Here is a 25174-nt window from a genome sequence, read left to right on the forward strand (position 1 = left end):
CGAAATTAATCGGCCACCCCCTTGCCGATGATGTGATCAAATGTGTAAACACTGTGGCGCTCGACGCCACCGGGGAGGGACTGGTCTGACCATGTGGTCAGGCCCCGTTACACAGGAGACGTACCATCAACACCGCCATTCGCCGGGCCGCACGCGGAACCGTTCCCGTCGCCGTCACCGCATCCGTGCTCGCCGCCGGCCTGGCCGCCTGCGGCACCGTCGAGCAGTTGTCCGCCGCGCAGAAGGTGTCCAAGGCCTTCACCAAGGTCGGCGAGGGCAAGGCCGCCGGCCTCACGTTCTCCGTGGACGCCACCCCCGAGCAGATCACCGCCTTCGGCGCGGCCACCGGCGACAAGGTCGACCCGAAGAGCGCCGACGCCGTGTCCGGGCTGAACTTCTCCGTCGCGATATCCGCCGACAAGCCGCTGAAGGACCTCGACACCTTCAAGAACGCGCAAAGCAGCGGCGCCGACAAGGACCTGACGCTCGACAAGTCGGTGCGCCTGTCCTACGTGCTCTCCGACCGGAAGGGCACCGCGCTGCTGGAGTACCGCCAGGTCGACGCCAAGGCGTTCCTGCGGGCCGACGCCAAGGGCCTGGTGAAGCTGGTCGGCGAGGACCCGTCGCAGGTCGACGCCATCAGCAGCGGCCTGCCCGCCGAACTGAAGCCGGTCAAGGACGTGCTGGCCGGCAAGTGGGTCTCCTTCGACCTCCAGAAGCTCGCCGACGACGCCAAGAAGTTCGACGGCGCCAAGGCCACCCCGAGCGCGCAGCCCTCGCTGGACCCGGAGTCCGCCAAGCAGCTGACCAACTCCCTCAAGGACGTGCTGTCCCGCACCGTCACCTTCGAGGACAAGGGCAAGAAGGACGGCGCCGAGCACATCTGGATGAGCGCCCCGGGCCGCCAGCTGGCCGACGAACTGCTGAAGGCCCTCAAGCCGCTGGCCACCAAGCTCCCCCAGCAGTTCGGGAAGCTCCCCACCTCCGTCCCGAGCACCGTGCGCGAGGACAAGGTCGGCGCCGACCTCTACCTGAAGGACGGCAAGCTCTCCGCCGCCACCTTCGACCTCGCCCAGCTGGAGGCGAAGGCCGGACCGGGCGTCAACTTCCCGGTGAAGCTCGCCTTCAACCAGAACGCCCCGACCGTCGAGGCGCCCGCCGACGCCGTCGCGTTGACCAGCGACGACATCCAGAGCGCGATGCTCAGCCTCCTCACCTCCGGCGCCGCCAGCGGTGGCAAGGGCGGCACCGCCCCGACCACCCCGGCGCTCACCCCCGGCAAGCCCCTGACCCCGGCCCAGGCCGAGGAGCTGAAGGGCCTCGGCCTGCCCCTGGAGCAGCAGCAGGTGTTCAGCAAGCTCGGTATGGGCTACGAGGACATGAAGAGCCTCGCCCAGGAGGGCTGATCCCCGCTTCTCCCCCACGGCGCCCGGCCGGCCGCGACAGCGGCGGGCCGGGCGCCGCTGTTCGACGTCACAGCCGGTGCCCCGACCGCCCGGATCACCGGCGCGCGAGATGGACGGTGAGGTCGGCCGCGACCTCGACCGTCTCGGGCAGCACCCGAGCGATCGCGTCGAAGGCCTGCCGCCGCCTCGGCGGCGGCAGTTGGAGGTACGCCGAGATGGTCGACAGGTGGCCGAGGTAGTACGGGGCGCTCACGAGCAGGCGCCGCCGGATGACGGACTGCCGGACGTCACGGAACAGCCGGGACCGCTCCAACTCCGTTCCCGGCCACTGTAGTTCCTCCTCGGGGGCGGTCCCGTCCGGGGACGGGACGTCGTCGCTCTCCAGGAACGGCGCCCGGGCCGCCCGCACGGCCTCCTCGACGGCCGGGTCGGCCGGCTGGAACGGACCGCCGAAGTTGGCGAACACGCCGTCCGGCTCCAGCAGTTCGGCCACCCGCGACCACCGGCCCTCCGGGCGCGTCCAGTGCAGGGCCGCCGCCGCGTAGACCAGCCCGTACGTCGCGCCCGGCCGCAGGTCCTCGAACGCGGCCCGGACGGTCCGCACGTTGGGGGGCGCCGTCCTGCGCAGTTCGGCGAGCATGGCCGCGTCGGGCTCCGTCGCCGTGACGTCGACCCCGTGCCCGGCGAACAGCCGGGTCGCCTTTCCGGTGCCCGCACCGATCTCCAGGGCGGTCCGCACCGGCCGGCCCGCGTACGCCGTCACCGTGTCGAAGAGCTCGTCGGGGTACCCCGGCCGGAAACGTTCGTAGGCTTCGGCGACCGCGCCGAAGCTCAGTGCACGAGCAGACATGCCGAGCATCCTGACACGACCGCGGCGGGCCGTGCCCCGGGCTTTCCGCCGCCGCACCACGCCCGGCGGAGTGGTGCGGGTCCGGAATCAGCCGGTTGTCGGTAATGAACGATTGTGTTCCCTATACCCCGGGGATACTGCCGGTGTCATTCGACGGACCCGCCCCCTCACCGTCATTCGCTCCCGAGTCATTGGGGGACCTGCCATGGTCACCTCGCGCGCCCTGGCCCCGGCGCCGCCCGCACCCGCGCGACGCGGCCAGCACCCGGGGACAGCCCTCACCGTCATCGCGGCCACCCAGCTCATGGTGGTCCTCGACGTCACGATCGTGAACATCGCCCTGCCGCACATCCAGCAGGCGCTGAGGTTCGACACCACCGACCTGTCCTGGGTCGTCAACGCCTACACCCTCGCCTTCGGCGGGCTCCTGCTGCTGGGCGGACGGATGGGCGACATCCTCGGGCGCCGGCGCGTGTTCGTCGCCGGGGTCCTGATCTTCAGCCTCGCCTCACTGCTCGGCGGCGTCGCACAGTCCTCCGGCTGGCTGCTGGCCGCGCGCGCTCTCCAGGGCCTGGGCGCGGCGATCGCCTCGCCGACCGCGCTCGCCCTGATCGCGACCAACTTCCCGGAGGGCCCGGCCCGCAACCGCGCCTTCGGCGTGTACTCGGCCGTCGCCGGAGCGGGTGGGGCCGTCGGCCTGCTCGCCGGCGGGATCCTGACCTCCTGGCTGTCCTGGCGGTGGGTGCTGTTCGTCAACGTGCCGATCGGCATCGCGATCGCGCTGCTGGCGCCGCTCTACATCAACGAGTCCGAACGGCACCCCGGACGCTTCGACCTGACCGGCGCGTTCGCCGCCACCGCGGGCATGGTCTCGCTGGTCTTCGGCTTCATCCGGGCCTCCGACCACGGCTGGACCGACCCCGTGACGCTCACCTCGTTCGGCCTCGCCGCGCTGCTGCTGGCGGCCTTCCTGTTCCACGAACGGCGGGCGCCGCAGCCGATCACCCCGCTGCACCTGTTCCGCGACCGCAACCGCTCCGGCGCCTACGGGCTGCTGCTCTGCGTGGCCGCGACCATGTTCAGCATCTTCTTCTTCATGACCCTGTTCGTGCAGGACGTCCTCGGGTTCAGCCCGCTGCGGGCCGGCCTCGCCTTCCTGCCGATCAGCGCCGCGAGCGTCGCCGCCGCCCAGTTCGCCGCCCGCACCCAGCTGCGGTACGGGCGCAGACCGTTCCTGGTGGTGGGCTCGCTGCTGGTGGCGGGCGGGACGTTCTGGTCGACCCGGCTCGACGCCCACAGCGGCTACCTGACCGGGGTCCTCGGCCCGACCCTGCTGTTCGGCCTCGGGATGGGCTCGATCTTCGTCCCGGCCACGCTGACGGTGGTCTCCCGGGTCGCCCCGCACGAGACCGGCGCGGCCACCGGCATGCTCAACACCACCCAGCAGGTGGGCGGCTCGCTGGGGCTGTCGATCCTGGTCACGGTCTACGGCGCGGCCGGCCGCAACGAGGCCGGCCGACAGGTCGACACGTTCCTGCGGCAGGCCACCCCGCAGCAGGCGGCCCAGTTCCGGGCCAGCGGAAAGCTGCCGGCGCCGTACTCCTCCGAGGTGCTGGCGCACGGCATCTCCAGGGCGTTCGACATGGGCCTGGCCTTCGCCGTGCTCGCGGCGCTGATCGCCCTGTTCGTCATCAGGACCGACCGGGAGGCGCCGCCCGTCAGCCCTTCGGGGGACGGCACTTGACAGGGCCTCCGGACATCGCCGACAGTCCATCTTGCAATGGTTTTCATCTTCGATAACCAGACTCCGCGAAAGAGGACACCCATGTCGCTCGACGTCTCCCCCGCCCTCCTCGCCCAGGCCGAGCACGGCCGGGTCAACCAGGCCGACTTCCTCGACACCGTCCGCGCCTCCCTCCCTTACGCCTACCAGGTCGTCGCCGGGCTCAGCACCGAACTCAGCGCCACCGACGACGAGTTCACCACCGACAACACCACGCCCACCGACGAGGAGCGCGCCCAGCTGCTGCGCGCGCTCGCCAGCAACGCCATCCGCGGCAGCCTGGAGGACCACTTCGGCGTCAAGCTCGCCTTCGTCAACTGCCACCGCGTCGGCGCCTTCCGCCCCGGCACCGAGGACGGCGACGCCTACCGCGAGTTCACCTCGCTGCACAACCAGATCCGCAACCAGAGCCCGGAGCTGCGCAGCTGCTGACCCTCCCGGACGCGCGGCGGGCCCCGTCGGGGGAGGGGGCCCGCCGCGCCCCGTACCGGGTCGATGTGGAGACGGGATTGCGCCGTGTTGCGTGCCGATGTCCGATCCCGCGCCGATCTTGTGGGGACGCGAGCCGCCTGCGTACGTTCGACGGGCACCACCCGCCCGGCCCTCCCGGGGCCGCCTCACACCACCCGGAGCCACCCACCATGCCGCCGACCCCACGACCGCTGCGGAAACTCGGCTTCCTGACCATCGGACTGTTCGACGAGGCCGACCCCCGCCGGGGCCACGAGTCCACCCTCGACCTCATCACCCTCGGCGAGCAGCTCGGCTTCGACAGCGCCTGGCTGCGCCACCGCCACCTCCAGTACGGGATCTCCTCCCCCGTCGCCGTGCTCGCCGCCGCCTCCCAGCGCACCAGCCGCATCCACCTCGGCACCGCCGTCACCCCGCTCGGCTGGGAGAACCCGCTGCGCCTCGCCGAGGACCTCGCCACCGTCGACATCCTGTCCGGCGGCCGCCTCAACCCCGGCTTCAGCGTCGGCCCGCCCACCCACTACGACCGGGTCCGCGGCGCGCTCTACCCCGACACCGGCGAGCACGAGGACTTCGGGACCGGTCGCGCCGAGCGCCTCCTCGGCCTCGTCCGCGGCGAACCCGCCTCCGACTTCGCCGGCACCGAGGGCATCGAGGTGTACTCCCGCCGGGTCCAGCCGCACTCCCCCGGCCTCGCCTCCCGGCTCTGGTACGGCGCCGGCAGCCTGCGCTCCGCCCGCTGGGCCGGCGAGCACGGGCTCAACCTGCTCACCAGCAGCATCGTCAAGGCCGGGGAGCCCGGGGAGTCCGAGGACTTCGCCGAGATCCAGCGCACCCAGATCCGCGCCTTCCGCGCCCAGCACCCCGACGGCGAGCGCGCCCGCGTCTCCCAGGGCCTCGTCGTCATCCCCACCGACGGCGCCACCCCCGAACAGCGCGCCAAGTACCAGGCGTACGCCCTCGCCCGCGCCCCGCGCACCCTCGCCCCGCAGGGCCCGGCCCGGATGGTGTTCGCGCCCGACCTGGTCGGCCCGTCCGAGGAGATCGCCGAGCGGCTGCACGCCCACGCCGGCTACCAGGAGGTCGACGAGGTCGCCTTCGCCCTGCCCTTCACCTTCGACCACCAGGACTACGTGCAGATCCTCACCGACCTCGCCACCCGCCTCGGCCCCGCCCTCGGCTGGCAGCCCTCGACCGGGCGCGGCTGACCGACGAGTACCTGGGCGCGCTGCGGGACGCCTGGCGTCCGGAGGCTCCGGGAACGGGGACGGGGACCGGAACCGGGACGGGGACCGGGCGCCACGGCGCCCCGACGCCCGTCTGGGTCGGCGGCCACAGCGGGGCGGCGATCCGACGCGCGGTCAGGTTCGGCGACGCCTGGCACCCGCTGCGGCTGCCCCTTCCCCTGATGCGCTCCATCCTGGCGGCGCACTCGCTACCGGGGTTCTCCCCCCGCATCGCCCTGCGGATCACCGAGGCGCCGGTCGACGGTCCCGAGCGGCCCGCCGGGGTCGGCACCGTCGAGCAGGTCCTCGACGACCTCGACCAGCTGCGGCTGCTCGGCGCGGACACCGTCGTCCTCGACCCCTACCGCGGCGATCCGGAGGAGACCCGTCGGCCCCGCGCGGCCTGGCGGGCGCTCACCACCGTGGCCACCCACTGGAAGGCCCGCCCGTGATCACCCTGGCCGACGAAACCCTCCTGCGGCGCGCCGTCGCCCTCGCGGCCCGGGCGGGCGCCCTGGGCGACGCACCGTACGGCTCCCTGCTGGCCGGCCCGGACGGCGCGATCCTCGCCGAGGCGCACAACACGGTGCGGCGCGACGACGACATCACGGCCCACCCGGAGCTGAAGCTCGCCCGCTGGGCGGCCCGCGAACTCGACCCGGACCTGGCCGCCCGCACCACCCTCCACACCAGCTGCCAGCCCTGCGGCATGTGCGCCGGCGGCATCGTCCGCTCCGACCTCGGCCGGGTGGTCTCCGCGCTCTCCACCGAGCAACTCGTCGAACTCAACCCGCAGTCGGGCGCCTGGCCGACGGTGGCCCAGGACGGCCCGGCCCTGTTCGACGAGGCGCGCGCACCCCTCGACGCCCACTACCGGCCAGGCCCCTGACGTCGACGCGCCGGGCGGGCACTGGTCAGATGACTAAGCGCTTGCTTAGACTCGGGCGTCCAGTGCAGGCCCGCGCGCCCCCAGGAGACGTCATGACCGCGACCAACCGTCAGATCCGCCTCGCCCGCCGTCCGGTCGGGGAGGTGCGGGCGGAGGACTGGGCACACGGGTCGGAGCCGGTGCCGGCGGCCGGGCCCGGGCAGTTCGTGGGGCGGACGCGGTACGTGTCACTGGACCCGGCGATGCGCGGGTGGCTGGACGACCGGCCGTCCTACCTGCCGCCGGTCGGGCTGGGCGAGGTGATGCGGGCCGGGTCCGTGGTCGAGGTCGTCGAGTCCGACCACCCGAAGTTCCGCGTCGGCGACCACGTGGTCGGCAGCTTCGGCGTCCAGGAGTACGTGGTCTCGGACGGCAAGGGCGCGCTGAAGGTCGACCCCGCGCTCGCGCCGCTGTCGACGTACCTCGGCGCGCTCGGCATGCCCGGGATGACCGCCTACTTCGGGCTGCTGGACGTCGGGGCGCTCAAAGAGGGCGAGACCGTGGTGGTCTCCGGCGCCGCCGGGGCCGTCGGCAGCCTGGTCGGACAGATCGCCAGGATCAAGGGCTGCCGGGTGGTCGGCATCGCGGGCGGCCCCGAGAAGTGCGCGCTGCTCACCGGGGAACTGGGCTTCGACGCGGCGATCGACTACCACTCCGAGGACGTCCGCAAGGCGCTGCGCGACCACGCGCCAGACGGCATCGACGTGTACTTCGACAACGTCGGCGGGGACGTCCTGGACGCCGCGCTCACCCGGCTCGCGATGCACGCCCGGGTGGTGCTCTGCGGAGCGATCAGCCAGTACAACAACGAGACCGCCGTGCAGGGCCCGTCCAACTACCTGTCACTGCTGGTGCGGCGGGCCCGGATGGAGGGCTTCGTGGTGTTCGACTACGCGCCCCGCTACCCGGAGGCGGCCCGGGAGCTCGCGGGCTGGATCGCGGACGGCCGGATCAAGGTCAAGGAGCACGTGGTGGAGGGGACGGTGGACGACTTCCCGGCGGTCCTCGGGATGCTCTTCCGCGGGGAGAACACCGGCAAGCTGGTGCTGCGGCTGAGCTGAACTCCGGCCTGAGCCGGGCCCGGTGCGGCGGCGACGGGACGTCCGCCGCCGCCGCACCGGGGGCGTTCAGAGCAGGCGCTTGATCTCGCCGCGCGCCCGGTAGAAGCCGCCCGAGGCGGACTCCCGCACCTCGGCGACCAGGTACCGCGCCCCGGCGACCCGGATGTCCTTCGGGAACTGCACCCGCCGGCCCGGGTCGAAGCCCGCCGACACCACCCGCACCCGCAGCCGGGCCCCGTCCTGCACGCACTCGACCTCGATCCCGCCGCCGGGCAGGCCGCCGGTGCCGACGACCACCGTCTCCAGGGCCGTGCCCGGCCGCACCGCCTCCCAGCCCGCGTCGCGCACCTCGGCGGTGGCCGGCAGCGTCCCGGCCTCGGCCGCCCGGACGGCCTGCTCGCTCGCGTCCAGGCAGGCGAGCGAGCCGTCGGTGGTCACCAGGTAGAGCCGGCCGTCCCGGTACTGCATGCTGTACGCGGAGCCGCAGCCGGTGGCGAGCTTCCACAGCCGGGTGCCGTCGGCGGCGAAGCAGTACACCGAGGAGTGGTTGTCCCCGGCGAAGACGTACTCGCCGTCCGGGGAGGCCGCGCAGGAGAACACGGCGGCGTCGCAGCGGTAGGCGGCGACCTCGGAGCCGTCCGACTTGCGCAGCCGGTGCACCCAGCCGCGCCCGGTGCCGGCGAACACCTCGTCGGCCTCCTGCCAGCCGAACAGCACCTCGCCCTTCGTCGCGGTGTGCCACACCTGGTCGCCGCCGCGCGCCGCGTAGCGGGCGACGCCGCGCGAGTGGCCGTGGTAGACGCCGTCCGCGTCGCAGCGCACCATCCAACCGGAGCGGCCCTCGGCCTTGCGGCGCCACTGGAACTCGTCCTCGTGGTCGACGGTGGTCAGCCCGCCGCGTTCGTCGGCGACGCCCAGGACGCCGTCGTGGATGTCGAGCCAGAAGATGTCCACGTCCTCGGCTATCTCGTACGCCACCCGGGGGACCTTGCCGCCGAGGTCGTACACCTTGCCGTCGTCGCAGCCCGCGTAGATCCACCAGTCGTCGGCGACGATGCACTTGACGCCGTCCGGCAGGCCGAACCGGGCGGTGACCTCGCCGTCGTGGGTGAGGGTGTAGACGTCGCCGCGCTCGTTGCCGACCCAGGCGTGCTCCTCGCCGACGAAGACGCCGAAGGCCGGCGAGCCGGAGCGGAACCGCCACAGCAGCGGCGCCTGGTTCGCCGTCGAACGGGTGCTGACGAGCTGCCGCCTGGTCACCGCCCGGCGCTGGCGCACGCCCTGGACGGCCGGCGCGTAGCCCTTGCGGACCTTCTCGCCGATCTTCTTGGCCGCCGACCCGGCGGCCTTCTCGGCGCTCGGGAAGCTGGTGGACTTGGCCTGCCCCTCCTCGCCGATCCGCCCGTAGCGGACCGTCACCGTACTGCCGACGAGCCGCACCTCGTAGAACTTGTGCGCGCTCCCCTCCTCCTCGGACAGTTCGAGGTAGGTGACCTGCTCTTCCACGGCGACGGACACGACGAAGTCCCCTTTCGGGTTCTCGGGCAACGGAGACGGGAGGCGGGGCGGGGCCTGTTCGCGGCCCCGCTCGCCGACAACCCCCAACCTAAGGCCCGGCACTGACAACGCGTCCCGCCGGGCTGCCCGGAACCCCGCCTCCCACTTGTCGCCTCACGAACCATTCTTCCGCCGTACATCTGGCCGTCGCCCGCCGCGCACGGTAGGGATCGGGTGGCGTTGCTAGAACCGCAGCGCCCGAACTTTCTTGTCCGTGCTCAGACCGCCGGGCCCACCAGCCCGAGCGGCCGTCAGGAGGAAGCTCATGCGGAGTACCCAGCGAGTCCGGCGCAGAGCGATGGCGGGGGCGTCCGCCGCAGCCGTGGTGGGGGCGCTGCTGGCGCTGCCCGGCGGCGTCGCCCAGGCGGCGTCACCCGACGTGGTGATCAGCCAGGTGTACGGCGGGGGTGGCAACTCCGGAGCCCCGTACGCCAACGACTTCATCGAGCTGTACAACCGCGGCACCGCGCCGGTGTCCGTCACCGGCTGGACGGTGCAGTACGCCTCGGCGGGCGGCACGTCCTGGGGGCGGACCACGCTGTCCGGCACGATCGCGCCGGGGCGTTTCCTCCTGGTGCAGGAGGCCGCCGGGGCCGGGACGGGAGCCGCGCTGCCGACGCCGGACGCCACCGGGACCCTCAACCTGGCCGCGACCTCCGGCAAGGTCGCGCTGGTCACCAACGGCACGGCGCTGACCTGCGGTTCGGGCTGCGCGACGCAGCCCGGGGTGAAGGACCTGGTCGGCTACGGGTCGAGCGCCAGCTCCGCCGAGGGCTCGCCGACCGGCAACCTGTCCAACGCCACCGCCGCCCTGCGCGTCGGCGGCGGCGCCACCGACACCGACAACAACGCGGCGGACTTCACCATCGGCGCCCCGACGCCGCGCAACTCCGCGTCCACCGGCGGCGGCACCACCACCGGCGCCCGAATACACGACATCCAGGGCGCGGCCCGCACCTCCCCGCTCGCCGGCAGCGCCGTGAGCGCGGTGCCCGGCGTGGTCACCGCCGTCGGGCCCAACGGCTTCTGGTACCAGGACCCGCAGCCCGACAACGACCCCGGCACCAGCGAGGGCGTCTACGTCTACACCGCCGGCGCGCCCACCGTCGCGGTCGGCGACTCCGTCACCGTGAGCGCCACCGTCAGCCAGTACCGCCCCGGCGGCAGCGGCGGCACCACCAACCTGTCGATCACCGAACTCACCGCGCCCAGCGTCACGGTGCTCGCCCACAACGCGCCGCTGCCCGCGCCCACCCTGGTCGGCCCCGGCGGGCGGGTGCCCCCGGCAGCGGTGATCTCCAGCGTCACCGGCGGGGACGTCGAGACCGCCGGGAACTACCAACCCGCCACCGACGGCCTCGACTTCTGGGCCTCGCTGGAGGGCATGCGGGTCGAGATCGACAACGCGGCCGTGGTCGGCCCCAGCAACAAGTACGGCGAACTCCCCGTCGTGCCCCAGGGCAGCACCACCCGCACCAACCGGGGCGGCATCCTGCTCCAGGCGGGCGACGGCAACCCGGAGCGGGTGACCCTGGCGAACGCGCTCGCGCCCACCCCCGCCGCCAACGTCGGCGACACCCTGACCGGCGCGACCGTCGGCGTGCTCGACTACTCCTTCGGCAACTTCAAGCTCCAGGTCACCGCGACTCCGGCGGTCACCGCCGGCAACCTCGCCCCCGAGGTCACCGCCGCCCCGACGGCCGGCCAGCTCGCCGCCGCCACCTTCAACGTGGAGAACCTCTCCCCCGCCGACCCGCAGAGCAAGTTCGACGGCCTCGCGGCGGGCATCGTCACCAACCTGCGCTCGCCCGACCTCGTCGCCCTGGAGGAGATCCAGGACAACAGCGGCCCCACCGACGACGGCACCACCGCCCCCGACCAGACCCTCGCCAAGCTCACCGCCGCCATCTCGGCGGCCGGCGGCCCGGCCTACTCCTACCGCCAGATCGACCCGGTGGACGGCCAGGACGGCGGCCAGCCCGGCGGCAACATCCGCCAGGTGTTCCTGTTCCGCACCGACCGCGGCCTGAGCTTCACCGACCGCCCCGGCGCCGGCTCCACCACCGCCGACTCGGTGGTCAACAACGGCGGCACGCCCCAACTCGCCTACTCCCCCGGCCGGATCGACCCGACCAACACGGCGTTCAACTCCAGCCGCAAGCCGCTCGCCGGCGAGTTCCGCTGGAACGGCAAGCCGGTCTTCGTGATCGCCAACCACTTCAACTCCAAGGGCGGCGACCAGCCTCTGTTCGGCCGCTACCAGCCGCCCGCGCACCCGTCCGAGACCCAGCGCCACAACCAGGCGACGGCGGTGAAGAACTTCACCGACCAGATCCTGGCGGTGGACCCGAACGCGGCGGTCATCGTGCTCGGCGACCTCAACGACTTCGAGTTCTCGCAGACCGCCGACATCCTCACCGCCGGCGGCTCGCTGACCGACCTGCCGCGCACCCTGCCGCTGCCCGAGCGCTACACCTACGTGTACGAGGGCAACTCCCAGGTGCTGGACCACATCCTCATCTCCGGCGCGCTGGCGGCGAAGCCGTACAGCTACGACATCGTGCACATCAACAGCGAGTTCAGCACCCAGCTGAGCGACCACGACCCGCAGGTCGTGCGGATCCCGCTGCCCTGACGCACGACACCGGCGCGGTGCCGGCCTCCCGCCGGACGGGGAGGCCGGCACCGCGTTCGCCGTTCAGCCTCCGGCCACGGCGGCCAGCAGGGCGCGCAGGGCCTCGTCGTCACGGATGCCGGCGCCCGCGAAGCAGCCCCCGACGATCCGGCGGTCGCGCCCGGCGAGGTCCGCGAGGCGGCGGCGCTGACCGTCGTCCAGGGCGGTGGTGCCCAGGGCCGCCAGGGCCTCGCCCGCGCCCCGGAGGTCCGACTCGGTCTCGGCCGCACAAAGGGCGGCCTCGGCCAGGCGGCCGCGGTCGAGGGCGGCGCCGTCGGCCACCGCGAGGAGGGCCAGCACGGCGGCCGGGGCCTTCACCCGGTCGGCGAGCAGCCCGTCGAGCCTGGCGGTGAGCGGGCGGGCGGCCGGCCCAGCGCACGGGCGAGCAGCGGGGCCGCCGTCCGGGGTGCGATCAGGACGAGCGCGGCCAGGGCCTGGTCGGCGGGCCCGTCCTCGGCCTGCGCGGCCCGGGCGGCCAGCGCCGGGGCGGCCTCGGCGGCGGCCGGGCCGAGGTTGCCGAGCAGGTGCACCACGTCGGGGTCGGCGACGAGCCGGGCGAGCGCCGGGAGCAGCCGCCGGGGCGCGCTGCGGGACAGCTGGCAGGCGTGGTCGGCCGCCCAGACGGCCTCGGCCCGCACCTCCGGGCGCTCGTCGCGCAGGGCCCGGTCGAGCAGGGCGTAGGCGGCGTCGCGGTCGGCGGGCGTCTCGCGCAGCAGCAGTTCCTCGGTGATCGCGCGCAACGGCTCCCGGCGGTCCAGGTCGTACCGGTCTGCGGCGACCGGGTCGGCGGGCAGCAGGGCGAGGACGGCGGCGTGGTGGGCGCCGGTCCACGGCTCGCCCGCGTCCAACCCGGCGAGGACGGCGGCCAGACGCAGCGGCGCCGACGTGTCCTCGCCCAGCAGCGGCCCGGCCTCGGCAGCGGCTGCGGACCGGTCCAACCGGCCGAGGGCAGTGAGCAGTTCACCGCGGACGACGGGGTCGGTCTCGCTCGCCCAGCGGCGGCGCAGCGCGGGCAGGGCGGGCTCGACGGCCCTGGTCTGGCCCACGGCCCAGGCGGCGGCCTGCCGGACGGCGGCGCTCCCGTCCGCCAGCAGCGGCAGCAGCAGCGGGAGCTGGCCGACGACGGCGGCCCGGACGGGAGCGGGCGGGCCCTCCCCGCCGCCGCCCCGCTCCCCGCCCCGTGCTCCGCCCCACACGCCCTCGCTCTCGGCCAACCCGCCGAGCAGGCCCAGGACTTCGACCGTCCCGCAGCCGGCCGCCGCGATCCGGGCCAGATAGGGGACGGCGTCCGCGCTGGCGGTGTACACCGAGCCCTGGTGGAGGATGCACGAGTAGAGCTCGGCGAGCGCCTCGTCGGCCTGCTCGCCACCGGCGACGAGCGCGCGCAGCAGGCCGGGCAGGTCTTCGGCGGGTCCGTAGGCGTGCGAGACGGACGCCCAGGGGTGGGCGTCGAGTCCGTCGAGGGCGTGGGCGATGTCCATGGGCGGATCATCGCAGCCGCCACCGACAGCGCTCGGGCGTCCCGCAGTGCTCAGGCCTCCCGGCGGGTCAGGCGTTCTGGCGGGAGGGTCAGGCGTCCCGGCGGGTCAGGCTGAGGGCGGCCAGGGTGAGGGCGACGGCGAGGTAGCCGGCGAGGGTGGCCAGGCAGCCGGCCGCGCCGAGCCGGTCGGTGCCGCCCACGGAGGCGACGGTGCTGCCCAGGCCCTCGAAGACGCTCTGCAGGCCGAACCGGGTGGCGCCGTCACCGAGCGGCGCCAGCAGCATCGGCGAGAGGAAGAACAGGCCGAACAGCACGGCGACGGCGCCCGCGGTGTGGCGCACCAGGAAACCGAGCGCCAGTCCGAGCAGGGCGAAGACGGACAGGAACACGCCGCAGCCGACGACCGCGCGCGCCACGCCCGGGTCGCCGAGCGACACCGCCAGGTGCTTCCCGGCCAGGGCCCGTCGGCCGAGCAGGAAGGTCAGGAACGCCAGCAACTGCCCGAGCAGCGCCGACACCCCGCCGACCACCAGCACCTTGGCCGCGAGCACCTGGCCCCGCCGGGGCACGGCGGCCAGGGTGCCGCGGATCTGGCCGGTGGTGTACTCGCTGGAGGCGGCCAGGGTGCCCAGCGTGCCGATCGCCAGGACGGCGACGTAGAAGCCGCCGGAGAAGCCGTAGCGGACGGGATCGAAGCGCTCGCGCTGGTCGGCCGTCCAGACGTCCCAGTTGTCGGCGGCGCTGCCGTAGTCGATCAGGCCGATGAACAGGGCGGCGGCGAGCGCGACGGCGGCGGTGAGCGGGGTCGCGCGGACGCTGCGCAGCTTGACCCACTCGCCGGCCAGCGCGCCCCGGGTGGTGGGGGCGGTCATGCGGTCCTCCTTTCCGGACGTACCGGTGGGGGCGGTCATGTGGTCCTCTTTCCGGACGTAGTGGTGGTGGCGCGGTAGTCGACGGCCTCGCCGGTGGCGTCCAGGAACGCCTGCTCCAACGAGGCCTGCCGGACGGTGAGTTCGTGGACGCCGAGGCCGTGCGCGGCGGCCAGCTCGCCGATCGCCGCCGGTTCCAGGCCGCCGACGGCCAGTGCCCCGCCGGACTCCTCGGTGACCGGGGCTGCCCCGGCGGCGCGCAGCAGCCGGGCCAGTTCGGCCGGCCGGGCGCAGCGGACCAGGACGTCGGTGCGCGCGTTCTCGGCGAGGAAGTCGGCGGTGGGGCGGTCCGCGACGAGCCGGCCGCGCCCGATGATCACCAGGTGGTCGGCGGTGGCGGCCGTCTCGCTCATCAGGTGCGAGGAGAGCAGGACGGTCCGGCCCTCGGCGGCCAGGTCGCGCAGCAGGGTGCGGATCCAGTGCACGCCCTCCGGGTCGAGCCCGTTGACCGGTTCGTCGAGCAGCAGGACGGGCGGGTCGCCGAGCAGGGCGGCGGCGATGCCGAGGCGTTGCTTCATTCCGAGGGAGAACCGCCCGGCCTTGCGGCGGGCCGCCTGTTCCAGGCCGGTGCGGGCCAGCACCTCGCGGACCCGGGCCGGCCCGATGCCGTTGGTGACGGCGATGCCGAGCAGGTGGTGGTAGGCGGAGCGGGCAGGGTGGACGGCGCCGGCGTCGAGCAGCGCCCCGACTTCCCGCAGCGGGTGGCGCAGGGCCGCGTACGGCCGGCCGTTGACGGTCGCTCGCCCGCTGGTCGGGGCGTCCAGGCCGAGGATCATCCGCAGCGTGGTGGACTTGCCCGAGCCGTTCGGCCCGAGGAAGCCGGTGACCTGTCCCGGCCGGACCGTGAAGGTCAGCCCGTCCACGGCGACGGCGCCGCCGTAGCGCTTGGTGAGGTCGCGTACCTCGATCATCGTGGTGCCTTTCCGGGTCTCCTGGTCGGCCGAGGGGGCCGACGCGGGCTCCACGCTCCCGCCCGGGCCCGGGGCGGGGCGTCCCGCCGTGGGCGGAAATCACGGCGTTCGGCGGGGCCGGCCTCTGCCCGTGGTCGTAGGTCCACAGGGCGATGCCGGGCGCGGGGGCCGCCGCTAGCCTGGGGAAATGCCCCGTGCTCCGCATCCACCGGTGACCAGGAGGCTGCGCCCGGGCCACTGGGTCGCGGTCGACCTGACGGTCTCGCTGGCCCTGACCGTGCTCACCTGGTCCCGGGTGCTGGACGCCTACCGGGTGTTCGACCCGCACCACCGCGGCTACCCGAAGCCGACGTCGGCGGAGCTGGTGACGGTGCTGGTGTGCGTGGTGGCGGTGGGCGTGGCCGCCGGGCTGCGCCGGCTCGCGCCGGTGGCCGCGGCCGGGGTGGTGTTCGCCGCCTGGGTGGTGGTGGTCGCGGTGGCCGGGCAGCTGACGATCGCCAACCTGGCCGGGTTCCTGGTGGTGGTCGCGGCGGCGATGGTCGTCTACCTGGTCGCGGCCGCCGGGCCGATGCGGCTGGGTCTCACCGTCCTGGCGTTCGGCCTGGTCGGGGCCGGGCTGAGCCGGTTCGGGTCGCGGGAGCTGTGGAACAACCTCGTGCTGTCCGCGCTGGGGGTCGTCACCGCGTGGGCGCTCGGCTGCGCGGTGGCCCGCTACCGGGCGTACGGCGCCGAGTTGCGCCGGCACCAGGTCGACCTGGCCACGGCGGAGCTGGCCGAGGAGCGGATCCGGCTGGCCCGGGAGCTGCACGACGTGATCGCGCACAGCATGAGCGTGGTCAACGTCCAGGCCGGGTACGGTCGTTTCGTGATCGGGCGGGATCCGGCGCAGGCCGAGCAGGCGCTGGCCGCGATCCAGGCGGTGAGCCGGGACGCGATGGTCGAGATGCGCGGCCTGCTGACCGTCCTGCGCGGCGCCGACGGGGCCGGGCTCGCGCCCGCGCCCCGGCTGGCCGATCTGGACCGGCTGGTGGCGAGCAGCGCCGAGGCCGGGGTGCGGGTGGAGCTGCGGGTCGGCGGCGTGGTCCGGGAGCTGTCCGACGGGGTCGAGCTGTCCGCGTTCCGGATCGTCCAGGAGGCGCTGACCAACGTGGTGAAGCACGCGCACGCGGCCGAGGCGCGGGTCGCCGTGGAGTTCGAGGAGGGGGCGCTGGTGCTGGAGGTGAGCGACGCCGGGCGCGGCGGGCCGGTCGGGGTCGGCGGGCACGGACTGGCGGGGATGGCCGAGCGGGTCGGGCTGTACGAGGGCCGGTTGGAGGCCGGGCCGCTGCCGGGCGGCGGGTTCCGGGTGCGCGCCGTGCTGCCGCTGGCCGACGCGGGCGGGCGGGCGGCCTCATGACGGGAGACACAGTGACGGGAGACGTCATGACCGTGGCGCCCGTCGGCCCGCCGATCCGGGTCGTGGTGGCCGACGACCAGACCCTGGTGCGGGCGGGTCTGGCCGGGATCGTGGCCGCCGCCGACGGCTTCGAGGTGGTGGGCGAGGCCGCCGACGGCGCGCAGGCCGTCCGGCTCGCCCGCGCCGGGCAGCCGGACGTGGTGCTGATGGACATCCGGATGCCGGGCACGGACGGCCTGGCGGCCACCCGGCAGATCACCGCCGAGAGCGCCGTGCGGATCCTGATCCTCACCACGTTCGACCTCGACGAGTACATCTACGGCGCGCTGCGCGCGGGGGCGTCCGGCTTCCTGCTGAAGTCGACCCCGCCCGAGGAACTGCTGACCGCGATCCGGGTGGTCGCCGCCGGGGAGGCGCTGCTGGCCCCGAGCGTCACCCGCCGGCTGATCCGCGAGTTCGCCGCCCGGCCCGCCGCCGAACCGGCGAACGCCGCGCCCGGCGGCGGCGAGCGGGAGCGGGTCCTGCGGGCCGTCACCGGGCGGGAGTTGGAGGTGCTGACGCTGATCGGTCGCGGGTTGACCAACGCCGAGATCGCCGAGCAGCTGTCCGTCAGCACCGGCACGGTCAAGACGCACGTCGGCCACCTGCTGGCCAAGCTCGCCGCCCGGGACCGCGTGCACCTGGTGATCACCGCCTTCCGCGCAGCCCTCGTCGAATCCTGACGGCCGCCCGCCCCAGGAGCCCTGGGGCGGACCGTGGACGGGACCGCGCCTCAGACCGCGCCTCAGACCGGCCGGAGGGTCAGCGCGAACTGGGGCAGCGCGAGGAGCAGCACGGCGGTACCGGCCTCGATCCAGCGGTACTTCGCCCGGATGATCGCACTGGTCCCGGCCAGCGAGGACAACAGCGGTCCCACCGGATCACGGCCCCCGAGCTCGAAGACACGGCGCAGCCGGTCCACCCCGGCACCCGGCGCGATGTGCCCGAAGTAGGCCGGGCTGGCCGGGGCCTGCCGCTCGCCCTTCCGGTACCGGGGAACGAGGGCGGCCACGAAGCAGGCGACGGCGAGCAGCGCGCTCGCCACCGCGCTCCACCACAGGAACGGCACCGCCCAGGCCCGGGGCCCGGATCCGCCGCCGCTCCCGCCCCCGCCCCCGCCCCCGCCCAGCGGGATGAACACCCCGAGGACCGCGCCGGTGAACGCCAGGAACACGGCGGCCTTGGCGTCGGCCCGGGTGAGCTCCATGCTGTTGGCGGCCATCAGGCGATCGATCGCCGCCACCGCCGACGGGCTCGGGGCGGCGTCCGAGGTGGTGGTAGAGGCGGCGGTCGGTGCGGTCGGCGCCCGGCCGCCGGGTATGCCGGCGGCGGTCACACCGGGCTCCCGTTCGCCACGCCGCCCGCCCAGCCGTTGGCCTGCGAGCGGATCTTGACGAACTCCGGCCCGGCGCCCTGCGGCCCGGGGCCCGGCACCCGCCGTCCGAGCGCGATGAGGCGGTCGCGCAGCATCCGGGACAGCTCCTGCCTCTCCTGCTCGCTCAACTTGCCGAGCATGAGAGCCAGTTGGTCCTGCCAGGTGGTCTCACCCCGGAGCAGTTCGGCGTGGCCGACCGCCCAGTCCAGGACCTCCCGGACCTGGTCCGGGTGTCTGGCCAGCCAGAGCGCCGCGAGCGACACCGGGCCCTCCTGAACGGCCCGGCGGCAGAACGCGTACTCGTCCTCGCTCTTGTCCATCCAGTTGTAGGGCACGTCGGCCCCGTCCGGCTCCCCGAGCCGCAGTTCGGCGTCGTGCTCCCGGGCGGACACGTCCGTGACGCGGTAGCCGAGGCCGCAGTGCGGCAGGAGGTGGGGCGTCGCGAGGTAGTGCATCAGCTCGGCCTCGGCCAGCCCGTGCCCGGCGGTGGCGAACTGCTCCTTGAGCTGGCGCAGACGCTGTTCGAGATCCTTGCGGACCGGCAGCCAGCCCCGCACGGTCCGCGCCCGCACGACGTTCACGGCGTCGTGCACCCACCACAGGACGTGGACGTCCACCGACTTCGTGCCGTACGGGGTCGACAGGCCGACCGCCCGGGTCCCGGACCGCTCGTCCAGCTCGACCAGGTACGCCTCGTCGAATCCGCGCAGGCCCGTCCGGACGGCCACCGGGCCCTCCAGGTCCGGGTCCTCGTCGGCGCGGGCGCGGCGGCGGTGCCCCACCTGGTGGTAGAGCCCGTCCCGGTCCAGCAGGACGAGCGCGCGGTCGCGCCGCCCGGACCAGCGGTGGCGCAGGATCTCCCGCCACGGCGCCTGGGTCGCGCGGGCGTAGACGGGCGGATCACTGTCGGCGGTCATCGGGCTCCTCCATCGGCAGGGGCGGGCCGGTGCGGCTGCGGTTCGCCCCGGCGCCAGGCGTCCAGGGCGTGCTGGACGATGTGCCGTCCGGCCAGGTCGGGGTTGTCGTCGCCGTCGATCTCGACGAACAGGCGCATTTCGCCGAGGCTCATCTCCTGGGCGAGCGCGGTCAGCAGCGTTTCCACGGCGGCGCGCAGCGGTTCGTTCCAGACCGCCGAGGCACACCAGGAGAGCAGTGCGCTGCGCGTCTCGCCGAAGAGGTCGTCGTCGTTGAGCGAGAGCCGGATGAAGGTGATCACGGTGTCGGTGAACTCGCCGACGGTGATCAACTGGGCCTGGAACCAGGCGCGGTCCCACAGCAGTCGGGGGAAGGTCCGGAGCGCGAGTTCGGCCCCGCGCCCCGGGCGGTCCGTCCAGTCCATCAATTCGCGCAGGACGACCGGCTGGTTACCTGAGGCGAAGAGCTCCCACAACGCCGCGTCGACGGCTGTGGCGACCGCCCTCTCGTCTCCCTCCCGCCCCCGGTAGCACCCCCGCAGCAGCGACAGCGCGAGCTCCGGGCGGGACGTCCCGAATTCCTCGCCGCAGGCGTAGGCGACCGTGGACCGCGCCTGCCAGCCGACCTCGTGGCTCCAGCTCCTCAAGCGGTACTTGACCTCTCCGGCCAGCACCGGGTCCAGCGCCGCGATGCCCAGCGCGAACGCGGCGGTGCGGCGGCTGCGTTGACGGTCGGACCGGGCCAGCTTGACGATGTCGCGCAGGGCGCGCCGGCCGCCGCCCCAGCCGGCGGCCAGTCCCATCACCCGGCCCAGGGGCGCGGCCAGTTCGGGGTCCGTACCCGGGACGGCGTCCATCCACTCGGTCAGCAGCCCGGACAGCTCGCCGTACTGCCGCCAGACGTGCCGCAGCACCGTCTCGGCCTGGCGGTGCCGGGTGAAGCGCACCGGTTCCACCGTGTAGGTGTAGCGGGAGGTCGCCCGGATCTCGCCGGGCGCGCACTCGGCGCGGACGGTCGCCAGGAGTTCGTCCAGTGACCGCCGGAAGACGAACCGCGGGTTCGGGCGGGGGGCCTCCCGGCTCACCCCACCGGTCTGGCCGTCGTCACCGCCCGTCGGCAGGACGGCGTCGAGACGGCCGTCGGCCAGCTTGAGCAGGCGGTCGGCCTCGTCCCGGACGATCCGGTGGTCGAGTCCTTCGAAGACGCTGGTCGCCAGCAGAAAGGCGAGTCCGTCCGGGTCGTCGCGCAGCTTCTTCAGCAGGTCGGGGACCTCCTTCTCGGCGAGGAAGCTGAGCCGCCTGCGGAGATCGGCGAGGTCAGGGCCCTCGTCGCCGGCCCTGGCCACCTCGGCGACCAGTTCGGCGACCTGGGCGGGGACCAGTTCCGACGCCAGGAGGTCGTCCAGCCCCGGCCGCAGCCGCTCCAGCAGGTGCCGGCGCCGGTCGGGGTCGGGGACGGCAGCCTCCAGGCGGGCCTCGAAGACCGCTCCGGGCGGCGGGGGCACGCAGCGCACCGGGGTGAGGTCCAGGTCGCGGGCGAGGCTGCGGAGCAGGTCCGGGTCGTGCGGCAGCATGACCACCATGCGCGCCTTCGCGTCCGCCAGCAGGCGGCGGAGGTTGGCGACCACCGCCGGGCCGAGCTGGAGGGTGGGCAGCAGGCCGTGCACCAGGTACCCGCGGGCCTCGGCGTCGCGGGGGCGCCAGGTGGACAGGTCCTCGTCGCTGTCGAGCGCGCGCAGCTTCGTGCTGTGCCCGCTGTGCTGGAACAGCAGGTTGAGGGCCGCGGTGCGGCGCCCGGTGCCGGGCTCACCCGCCAGGAACAGCAGGCCGGTGTCCAACTGCCGCAGTGCCGACGGGAACCACTCGGGCCGGGCGAAGCCGGCCCGCGCGTCCAGGATCTCCAGTGCGGAGATCGGGCCTTCGTGCGCCTCCACGTGCGGGCCGCCAGGGGCGGACGTCGCGCCGGCGTTCTCGACGCGCTGGTCCCCGTGCACCGCGCCGGTGTTGATGTTGCCGTTCGGGGCGTAGATGACATAGCGCCGGCCGGGGAAGTCCCGGTCGAGGTCGGCCAAGTCGTCGGCGTCGTCCGGGTCCGGATATCCGGACGCGGTCCCGTCCCGGTCGGGCGTCGGGTCGCCGGGGCGGTCGCCGGACGGGCCGCCGCCGGACGCGCCGTCGGCGGAGGCCCGGTCCTCGGCGCTCACCGGCGGCGCTCCTTCTTGTCACCGTGGAAGGTGTCGCCCTGGTTGCCGTGGACCGTACCGGCTTTGTGGCCCGCCACGTAGTCGCCCCCGAAGGAGTCGCCGCGCACGAAGTCGCGCCCGGCGTAGTCGCCGCGCACCTTGGTGACCTGCTGGCCGCCCTCCACGTTGGTCACCTGCTGGCCGCCCTCCACGTTGGTGACGTGCTGGCCGCCGTGCACCGTGCCGCCGCCGTTGACGTTTCCGCGGTCGGCCCGGTAGCTCACCGGCCCGCTCCCCGCGCGGCCACCGTCCGCCTGCCCGGCCGCCGGCTCCGCCGCCGCGGCCTGCGCCCGCTCGTGCTCCCCGACCACGGCGTCGCCCAGGATGCGGCGGTCGTAGAGGTTGCCCGAGGGCGCGGGTACGTACAGCCAGGCCCGCTGGTCGAACCGCTTGCCCTCGACGGTGGCCGGCACCTCGATGAAGTGGTCGGGGTGGCGGCCGGTGAATCCGCCCGTCACCGCGTCGTCGTAGCAGCGGTCGGACAGGATGGCGGCGACCTGGGTGATGCTCTCGTTGGAGGCGGCCAGCATGGCCTTCACCGGGCGGGAGTCGAGCAGGCGGTGGGTGTCGTTGCGGGGCGTGCCGTTGCCGTCGAACTCGCCGCCGGAGTCGGGCAGCGGCCCGATGTGGAGGCTGACCCGCAGCCGGATCCGTACCGTCCCGACCGAGTGCACGTTGAACTCGGTGAGCACCTCCTGGAGGGTGTGCAGCCACGGGTGGATCAGGAACGGCATCCATGCCGGGTCGAAGCCGAAGACGTAGCCGTCGCCGGTGGAGGCGGGGAACCGGCGACCGTGCCAGACCTCGGCGAGCCCGGCGCGCTCGAAGGACCACTGGAGGACCTGCGGGACGGCCTGGCTGATCATGCCGTGCTCGATGGCCGGGTAGCCGGTGAAGTCCTTGGCGTCGACGGCCACGATGCCCCGGTACGGCGGCAGCTGGCGGCTCCGGCTGTAGGGCAGGGCGCTGGCCTCGGGCATCGGCTGGTCGGACTGCGACATCTGTGCTCCTTGTGGTTCCGGTGCGGACCGTGTGCCCCAAGCTTCGCGAGCGCGCGCCGTGCGGTGTGCTCGCTCAGTGCGGAAACCTGGTGACGCCCGTCACACGAACTGACGTGGCATCAGTCGCGCGGCGGACCCTCCGAACGGACCGGCGCCGCGTCAGTCACGCGCCCCGCGGGCCACCCGCCGGAGCGCGGACAGGTCGCCGATGACGATGGACTTCCGCCCGGCGTGGACCTGGTGGGAGCCGAGTTCGGCCAGGCCCGCGGTGACGGTGTTCCGGGACACCCCGAGGTGCTGGGCCAGTTCGTCGCGGGTCAGGGCGAGTTCCGTGCGCTGCCCCGGCGGCCCCGCAGGGTCCGCGGAGACGTCGGCCAGGGTGGCCAGGGCGCCCGCCAGCCGGGCCACGATGTCGCCGCCGCTGCGGGCGAGGTCCGACTCCCGCAGCCTGCCGATGGCGTAGCGCACCATCACCGGGAACAGGTCCCGGTCCGTGACGAACCGCAGGAACGCGGCCTTGGCGAGGACCGCGACCGTACAGTCCGAGATCGCCTGGACGCTCGCCGAACGGGCCCCGTCGTCCAGCACGGCCACCTCGCCGAGCAGTTCACCGGGGCCGCGGAACGCCAGCAGTCTGACGTCTCCGGTGCGCTCCCGTCGGGTCACCTTCGCCACCCCGCTCAGCAGGGCGAGCACGTGCGTTCCGGGCTCCGCCTGGCGCAGCAGGGTGGCGCCGATCGGATGCCGGCGCTCGAAGGCCTCCGCCAGCATGCTCTTCCAGGTCGCTTCGCCCATGAGTCGGCGCAGGGTCTGACCCAGGGGGTCCGCCGTTCGGCCGTGATCGTTCATGCGCTGACCTTAGGAGGCGCCACGGCGGGTGCGCAGACGGATGCGGTCTCCCGCCGGAATTTCCCTTGGGCGCACCGGTGGTGGCGGTCCCCGGGAGGGGGGTGGTCCGGTCGGGGCCAGCGCAGGAGGCGCCGCTGTAGCACGAACTCATCTTTCGGGGTGGGGAATTGGCGAAGAAACCCTTCGCATGAGCGAATCCGGGGCGGGTTGGCGGTGCGGGCGGGGCGGGGCGAGAAGCCTGGTGGCGGGACGGCGGCCGGCCGGGGCTGAGACTGGTGTGCGAGATGTCCGGCATGTCCGGCACAGCAGGACAAGTCGGCTGTACAGCTGGATTCTTGAACTTCCGTCAGGATTGTCCTGAACTTGGCTATGCTGCATCACCATGCCTCCGGCGCCGGCCGTCGCCCGTCCCCGTACTGTTCCGATCGTTTGAGGATGCCGAGAATGCTTCGAGCTGGATCATCACCCGCCAGACGGCCGTCCGCGCCCCTGCTCGGATGGCTGCTGCCCACCGCCGTGATGGCGGCGGCCGTGGCGGCCGCCGCGGCGGTGGTGTCCGCCGGGGTCCGTGCGGAGGTGCTCTGGTGCGGGGCGACGGGCACGGTGCTGGTGGCCGTGGTGGCCGCCGAGTCGGCCCGCCGGGGGCGTGCGCTGGCCGCGTTGCGGGAGCAGCACGCCCGGCAGGTGGGCGAGTTGCAGCGGCGGCTGGCCGGCCAGGAGGCCGAGGCCGTGCGGCTCGCGAAGGAGGAGCTGCCGAGGCTGGTGGCCCGGGCCCGGTACGGCGCGTCGATGGACAGCCTGGCCCGGTCGTACCAGGTGCGCGATCCGCTGGCCGCGCCGAAGTTCCGGGGCGCGCTGGAGTCGGTGGTGCGCGGGATCATCGTCGCCGTCGACGACGAGGTGAACCGGCGCGACTCCGCCGAGCGGGCCTTCGTCAACATCGCCCGCCGGGTGCAGGCGATCATCCACCGGCAGGCCAAGGACCTGCGCGAGATGGAGGACCGGCACGGCAACGACCCGGCGGTCTTCGACGACCTGCTGCGCCTGGACCACGGCAACGCGCTGACCGGCCGCCTCGCCGACAGCATCGCCGTCCTGTCCGGCGCCCGCCCCGGCCGTCAGTGGACCAGGCCGGTGGCGCTCTACAGCGTGCTGCGCGGCGGCATGTCGCGCATCCTGGAGTACCAGCGGGTGGACCTGCACCCGGTGGCCCAGGTGTCGGTGATCGGACCGGCCGTCGAGCCGCTGATCCACGCCGTCTCCGAACTGCTCGACAACGCCACCCGCTACTCGCCGCCGCACACCCACGTGCACCTGAGCGCCGCCGAGGTGCAGAGCGGCATAGCGATCGAGATCGAGGACGGCGGCCTCGGTCTGACCGACGAGGCCCGGATCCGCGCCGAGCGCAGCCTGCGCGAGGCCCAGGTCTCCAAGGACCTGGACGACCTCACCGAGTCGCCCCGGCTGGGCTTCGCGGTGGTCGGCCGACTGTGCCAGGCGTACGGCTTCCAGATCTCGCTGCGCCGCTCCGCCTACGGCGGCGTCCGGGTCGTGCTGGTGGTGCCGCAGGAGTTGGTCACCACCGCGCCCCCGACCGGGCGGGCGCACGGGATCGGGGCGTTCTCCGGCCCCCGGCCGCTCCCGGCGAACCCGTCCAAGTCGGCGGCCCCGTGGGGGGCGCGGGCGGCGGCGACCGGCGTGACGGGGCCGTCCGTCGGACCGTCCATCGGGGCGTCCGGCCCGTGGGCGCCGAGCGGGCCGGGCCCGGGGGACGACGAGGTGGTGGTGACCGAGCGCACCGCGAACGGCCTGCCGCAACGGCGGCGCCGCCCGCCCACCCCCCGGGCGGGCTACCCCGGATCGGCCCGGACCGCCGGACAGTACGGCAACCCGGCCTCGGGGCCCGCCGCGGGCCCCGCCCCGGGGACGGGAGGGCGTCACGCCAAGGAGCCGGTACAGCCCGGCCTCTGGCTGGAGGCGTTCACCGAGGGGATCAACGGCCATGGGCCGGCCGCGAGTTCGGCCGGTCAGACCAATGAAGAGACGGCAGGGAAAGGCGAGCAGTGATTCCGCACCGCAGC

General features: G+C 74.1%; 21 protein-coding genes and 1 pseudogene. 11 read left to right on the top strand and 11 right to left on the bottom strand.

Annotated elements, in window-relative coordinates; translation table 11 throughout:
- Positions 1 to 185 precede the first annotated feature (185 nt).
- Positions 186 to 1406: a hypothetical protein gene (locus ACIO9K_RS35050; RefSeq protein WP_363622844.1), complete on the top strand. Its 1221-nt coding sequence runs from the start codon at positions 186 to 188 to the stop codon at positions 1404 to 1406.
- Between the two features lie 94 nt (positions 1407 to 1500).
- On the opposite strand, the gene ACIO9K_RS35055 is transcribed toward ACIO9K_RS35050, so the two are convergent.
- Entirely contained in the window at positions 1501 to 2256 is a 756-nt protein-coding gene (locus ACIO9K_RS35055; protein ID WP_400335812.1) for a class I SAM-dependent methyltransferase, read from the bottom strand.
- A gap of 205 nt (positions 2257 to 2461) precedes the next feature.
- On the opposite strand from ACIO9K_RS35055, the gene ACIO9K_RS35060 reads away from it, so the two are divergent.
- The 6 genes and pseudogenes from ACIO9K_RS35060 (at position 2462) to ACIO9K_RS35085 (ending at position 7725) form a co-directional block, all read left to right on the top strand.
- On the top strand, positions 2462 to 4000 hold the full coding sequence (locus ACIO9K_RS35060) for an MFS transporter (RefSeq protein ID WP_363622840.1): 1539 nt from the start codon (positions 2462 to 2464) through the stop codon (positions 3998 to 4000).
- An 81-nt stretch (positions 4001 to 4081) separates the two neighbouring features.
- A complete protein-coding gene (locus ACIO9K_RS35065) occupies positions 4082 to 4471 on the top strand; it encodes an SCO5389 family protein (protein WP_400335815.1) in 390 nt (129 codons plus the stop codon).
- 209 nt (positions 4472 to 4680) lie between these two features.
- Positions 4681 to 5718 carry an LLM class flavin-dependent oxidoreductase gene (locus ACIO9K_RS35070; protein WP_400335816.1) on the top strand — a complete coding sequence of 346 codons (1038 nt, stop codon included), beginning with the start codon at positions 4681 to 4683 and terminating at the stop codon, positions 5716 to 5718.
- A pseudogene (locus tag ACIO9K_RS35075) lies at positions 5706 to 6188 on the top strand (LLM class F420-dependent oxidoreductase); the annotation flags it as partial. The gene ACIO9K_RS35070 and the pseudogene ACIO9K_RS35075, both read left to right, overlap by 13 nt.
- The gene (locus tag ACIO9K_RS35080) at positions 6185 to 6625 is read left to right on the top strand and encodes a nucleoside deaminase (protein ID WP_400335818.1); all 441 of its coding nucleotides are present in this window, start codon (positions 6185 to 6187) and stop codon (positions 6623 to 6625) included. The pseudogene ACIO9K_RS35075 and the gene ACIO9K_RS35080, both read left to right, overlap by 4 nt.
- 92 nt (positions 6626 to 6717) lie before the next feature.
- Positions 6718 to 7725 (top strand): NADP-dependent oxidoreductase, encoded by a 1008-nt coding sequence (locus tag ACIO9K_RS35085; RefSeq protein WP_363632474.1) that lies wholly within the window; start codon positions 6718 to 6720, stop codon positions 7723 to 7725.
- A 66-nt stretch (positions 7726 to 7791) separates the two neighbouring features.
- Here ACIO9K_RS35085 and ACIO9K_RS35090 read toward each other — a convergent pair whose 3' ends face one another.
- Positions 7792 to 9243, bottom strand: a complete 1452-nt coding sequence (locus ACIO9K_RS35090) for a WGR domain-containing protein (RefSeq protein ID WP_400335820.1) — start codon at positions 9241 to 9243, stop codon at positions 7792 to 7794.
- 304 nt (positions 9244 to 9547) lie between these two features.
- Between ACIO9K_RS35090 and ACIO9K_RS35095 the strand changes: the two genes are divergently transcribed.
- Entirely contained in the window at positions 9548 to 11917 is a 2370-nt protein-coding gene (locus ACIO9K_RS35095; protein ID WP_400335822.1) for a lamin tail domain-containing protein, read from the top strand.
- Between the two features lie 63 nt (positions 11918 to 11980).
- Here ACIO9K_RS35095 and ACIO9K_RS35100 read toward each other — a convergent pair whose 3' ends face one another.
- From ACIO9K_RS35100 to ACIO9K_RS35115, 4 genes are all read right to left on the bottom strand, one after another.
- Positions 11981 to 12256, bottom strand: a complete 276-nt coding sequence (locus ACIO9K_RS35100; protein WP_400335825.1) for a hypothetical protein — start codon at positions 12254 to 12256, stop codon at positions 11981 to 11983.
- 14 nt (positions 12257 to 12270) lie between these two features.
- Positions 12271 to 13437, bottom strand: a complete 1167-nt coding sequence (locus ACIO9K_RS35105) for a HEAT repeat domain-containing protein (protein WP_400335827.1) — start codon at positions 13435 to 13437, stop codon at positions 12271 to 12273.
- 88 nt (positions 13438 to 13525) lie between these two features.
- The gene (locus ACIO9K_RS35110; RefSeq protein WP_363622823.1) at positions 13526 to 14308 is read right to left on the bottom strand and encodes an ABC transporter permease; all 783 of its coding nucleotides are present in this window, start codon (positions 14306 to 14308) and stop codon (positions 13526 to 13528) included.
- Between the two features lie 35 nt (positions 14309 to 14343).
- The gene (locus ACIO9K_RS35115) at positions 14344 to 15276 is read right to left on the bottom strand and encodes an ABC transporter ATP-binding protein (RefSeq protein WP_400335829.1); all 933 of its coding nucleotides are present in this window, start codon (positions 15274 to 15276) and stop codon (positions 14344 to 14346) included.
- A 211-nt stretch (positions 15277 to 15487) separates the two neighbouring features.
- Between ACIO9K_RS35115 and ACIO9K_RS35120 the strand changes: the two genes are divergently transcribed.
- Positions 15488 to 16672 (top strand): sensor histidine kinase, encoded by a 1185-nt coding sequence (locus ACIO9K_RS35120; RefSeq protein WP_400335831.1) that lies wholly within the window; start codon positions 15488 to 15490, stop codon positions 16670 to 16672.
- A gap of 26 nt (positions 16673 to 16698) precedes the next feature.
- Entirely contained in the window at positions 16699 to 17394 is a 696-nt protein-coding gene (locus ACIO9K_RS35125; RefSeq protein WP_363622817.1) for a response regulator transcription factor, read from the top strand.
- A gap of 62 nt (positions 17395 to 17456) precedes the next feature.
- Here ACIO9K_RS35125 and ACIO9K_RS35130 read toward each other — a convergent pair whose 3' ends face one another.
- From ACIO9K_RS35130 to ACIO9K_RS35150, 5 genes are all read right to left on the bottom strand, one after another.
- Entirely contained in the window at positions 17457 to 18047 is a 591-nt protein-coding gene (locus ACIO9K_RS35130; RefSeq protein ID WP_400335833.1) for a Pycsar system effector family protein, read from the bottom strand.
- On the bottom strand, positions 18044 to 19003 hold the full coding sequence (locus tag ACIO9K_RS35135; RefSeq protein ID WP_400335835.1) for a hypothetical protein: 960 nt from the start codon (positions 19001 to 19003) through the stop codon (positions 18044 to 18046). The genes ACIO9K_RS35130 and ACIO9K_RS35135 overlap by 4 nt, the downstream gene beginning before the upstream one ends.
- Positions 19000 to 21204 carry a hypothetical protein gene (locus ACIO9K_RS35140; RefSeq protein ID WP_400335838.1) on the bottom strand — a complete coding sequence of 735 codons (2205 nt, stop codon included), beginning with the start codon at positions 21202 to 21204 and terminating at the stop codon, positions 19000 to 19002. Before ACIO9K_RS35140 ends, ACIO9K_RS35135 begins: the two co-directional genes overlap by 4 nt.
- Positions 21201 to 22244, bottom strand: coding sequence for a hypothetical protein (locus tag ACIO9K_RS35145; protein ID WP_400335840.1), 1044 nt, complete (start codon positions 22242 to 22244; stop codon positions 21201 to 21203). Before ACIO9K_RS35145 ends, ACIO9K_RS35140 begins: the two co-directional genes overlap by 4 nt.
- A 159-nt stretch (positions 22245 to 22403) precedes the next feature.
- Positions 22404 to 23093: a Crp/Fnr family transcriptional regulator gene (locus ACIO9K_RS35150; protein WP_400335842.1), complete on the bottom strand. Its 690-nt coding sequence runs from the start codon at positions 23091 to 23093 to the stop codon at positions 22404 to 22406.
- 444 nt (positions 23094 to 23537) lie between these two features.
- On the opposite strand from ACIO9K_RS35150, the gene ACIO9K_RS35155 reads away from it, so the two are divergent.
- Positions 23538 to 25160: an ATP-binding protein gene (locus ACIO9K_RS35155; RefSeq protein WP_363622805.1), complete on the top strand. Its 1623-nt coding sequence runs from the start codon at positions 23538 to 23540 to the stop codon at positions 25158 to 25160.
- Positions 25161 to 25174: the final 14 nt, after the last annotated feature.

It is taken from the genome of Kitasatospora sp. NPDC087271 (assembly GCF_044744605.1).
Taxonomy (GTDB): Bacteria; Actinomycetota; Actinomycetes; order Streptomycetales; family Streptomycetaceae; genus Kitasatospora.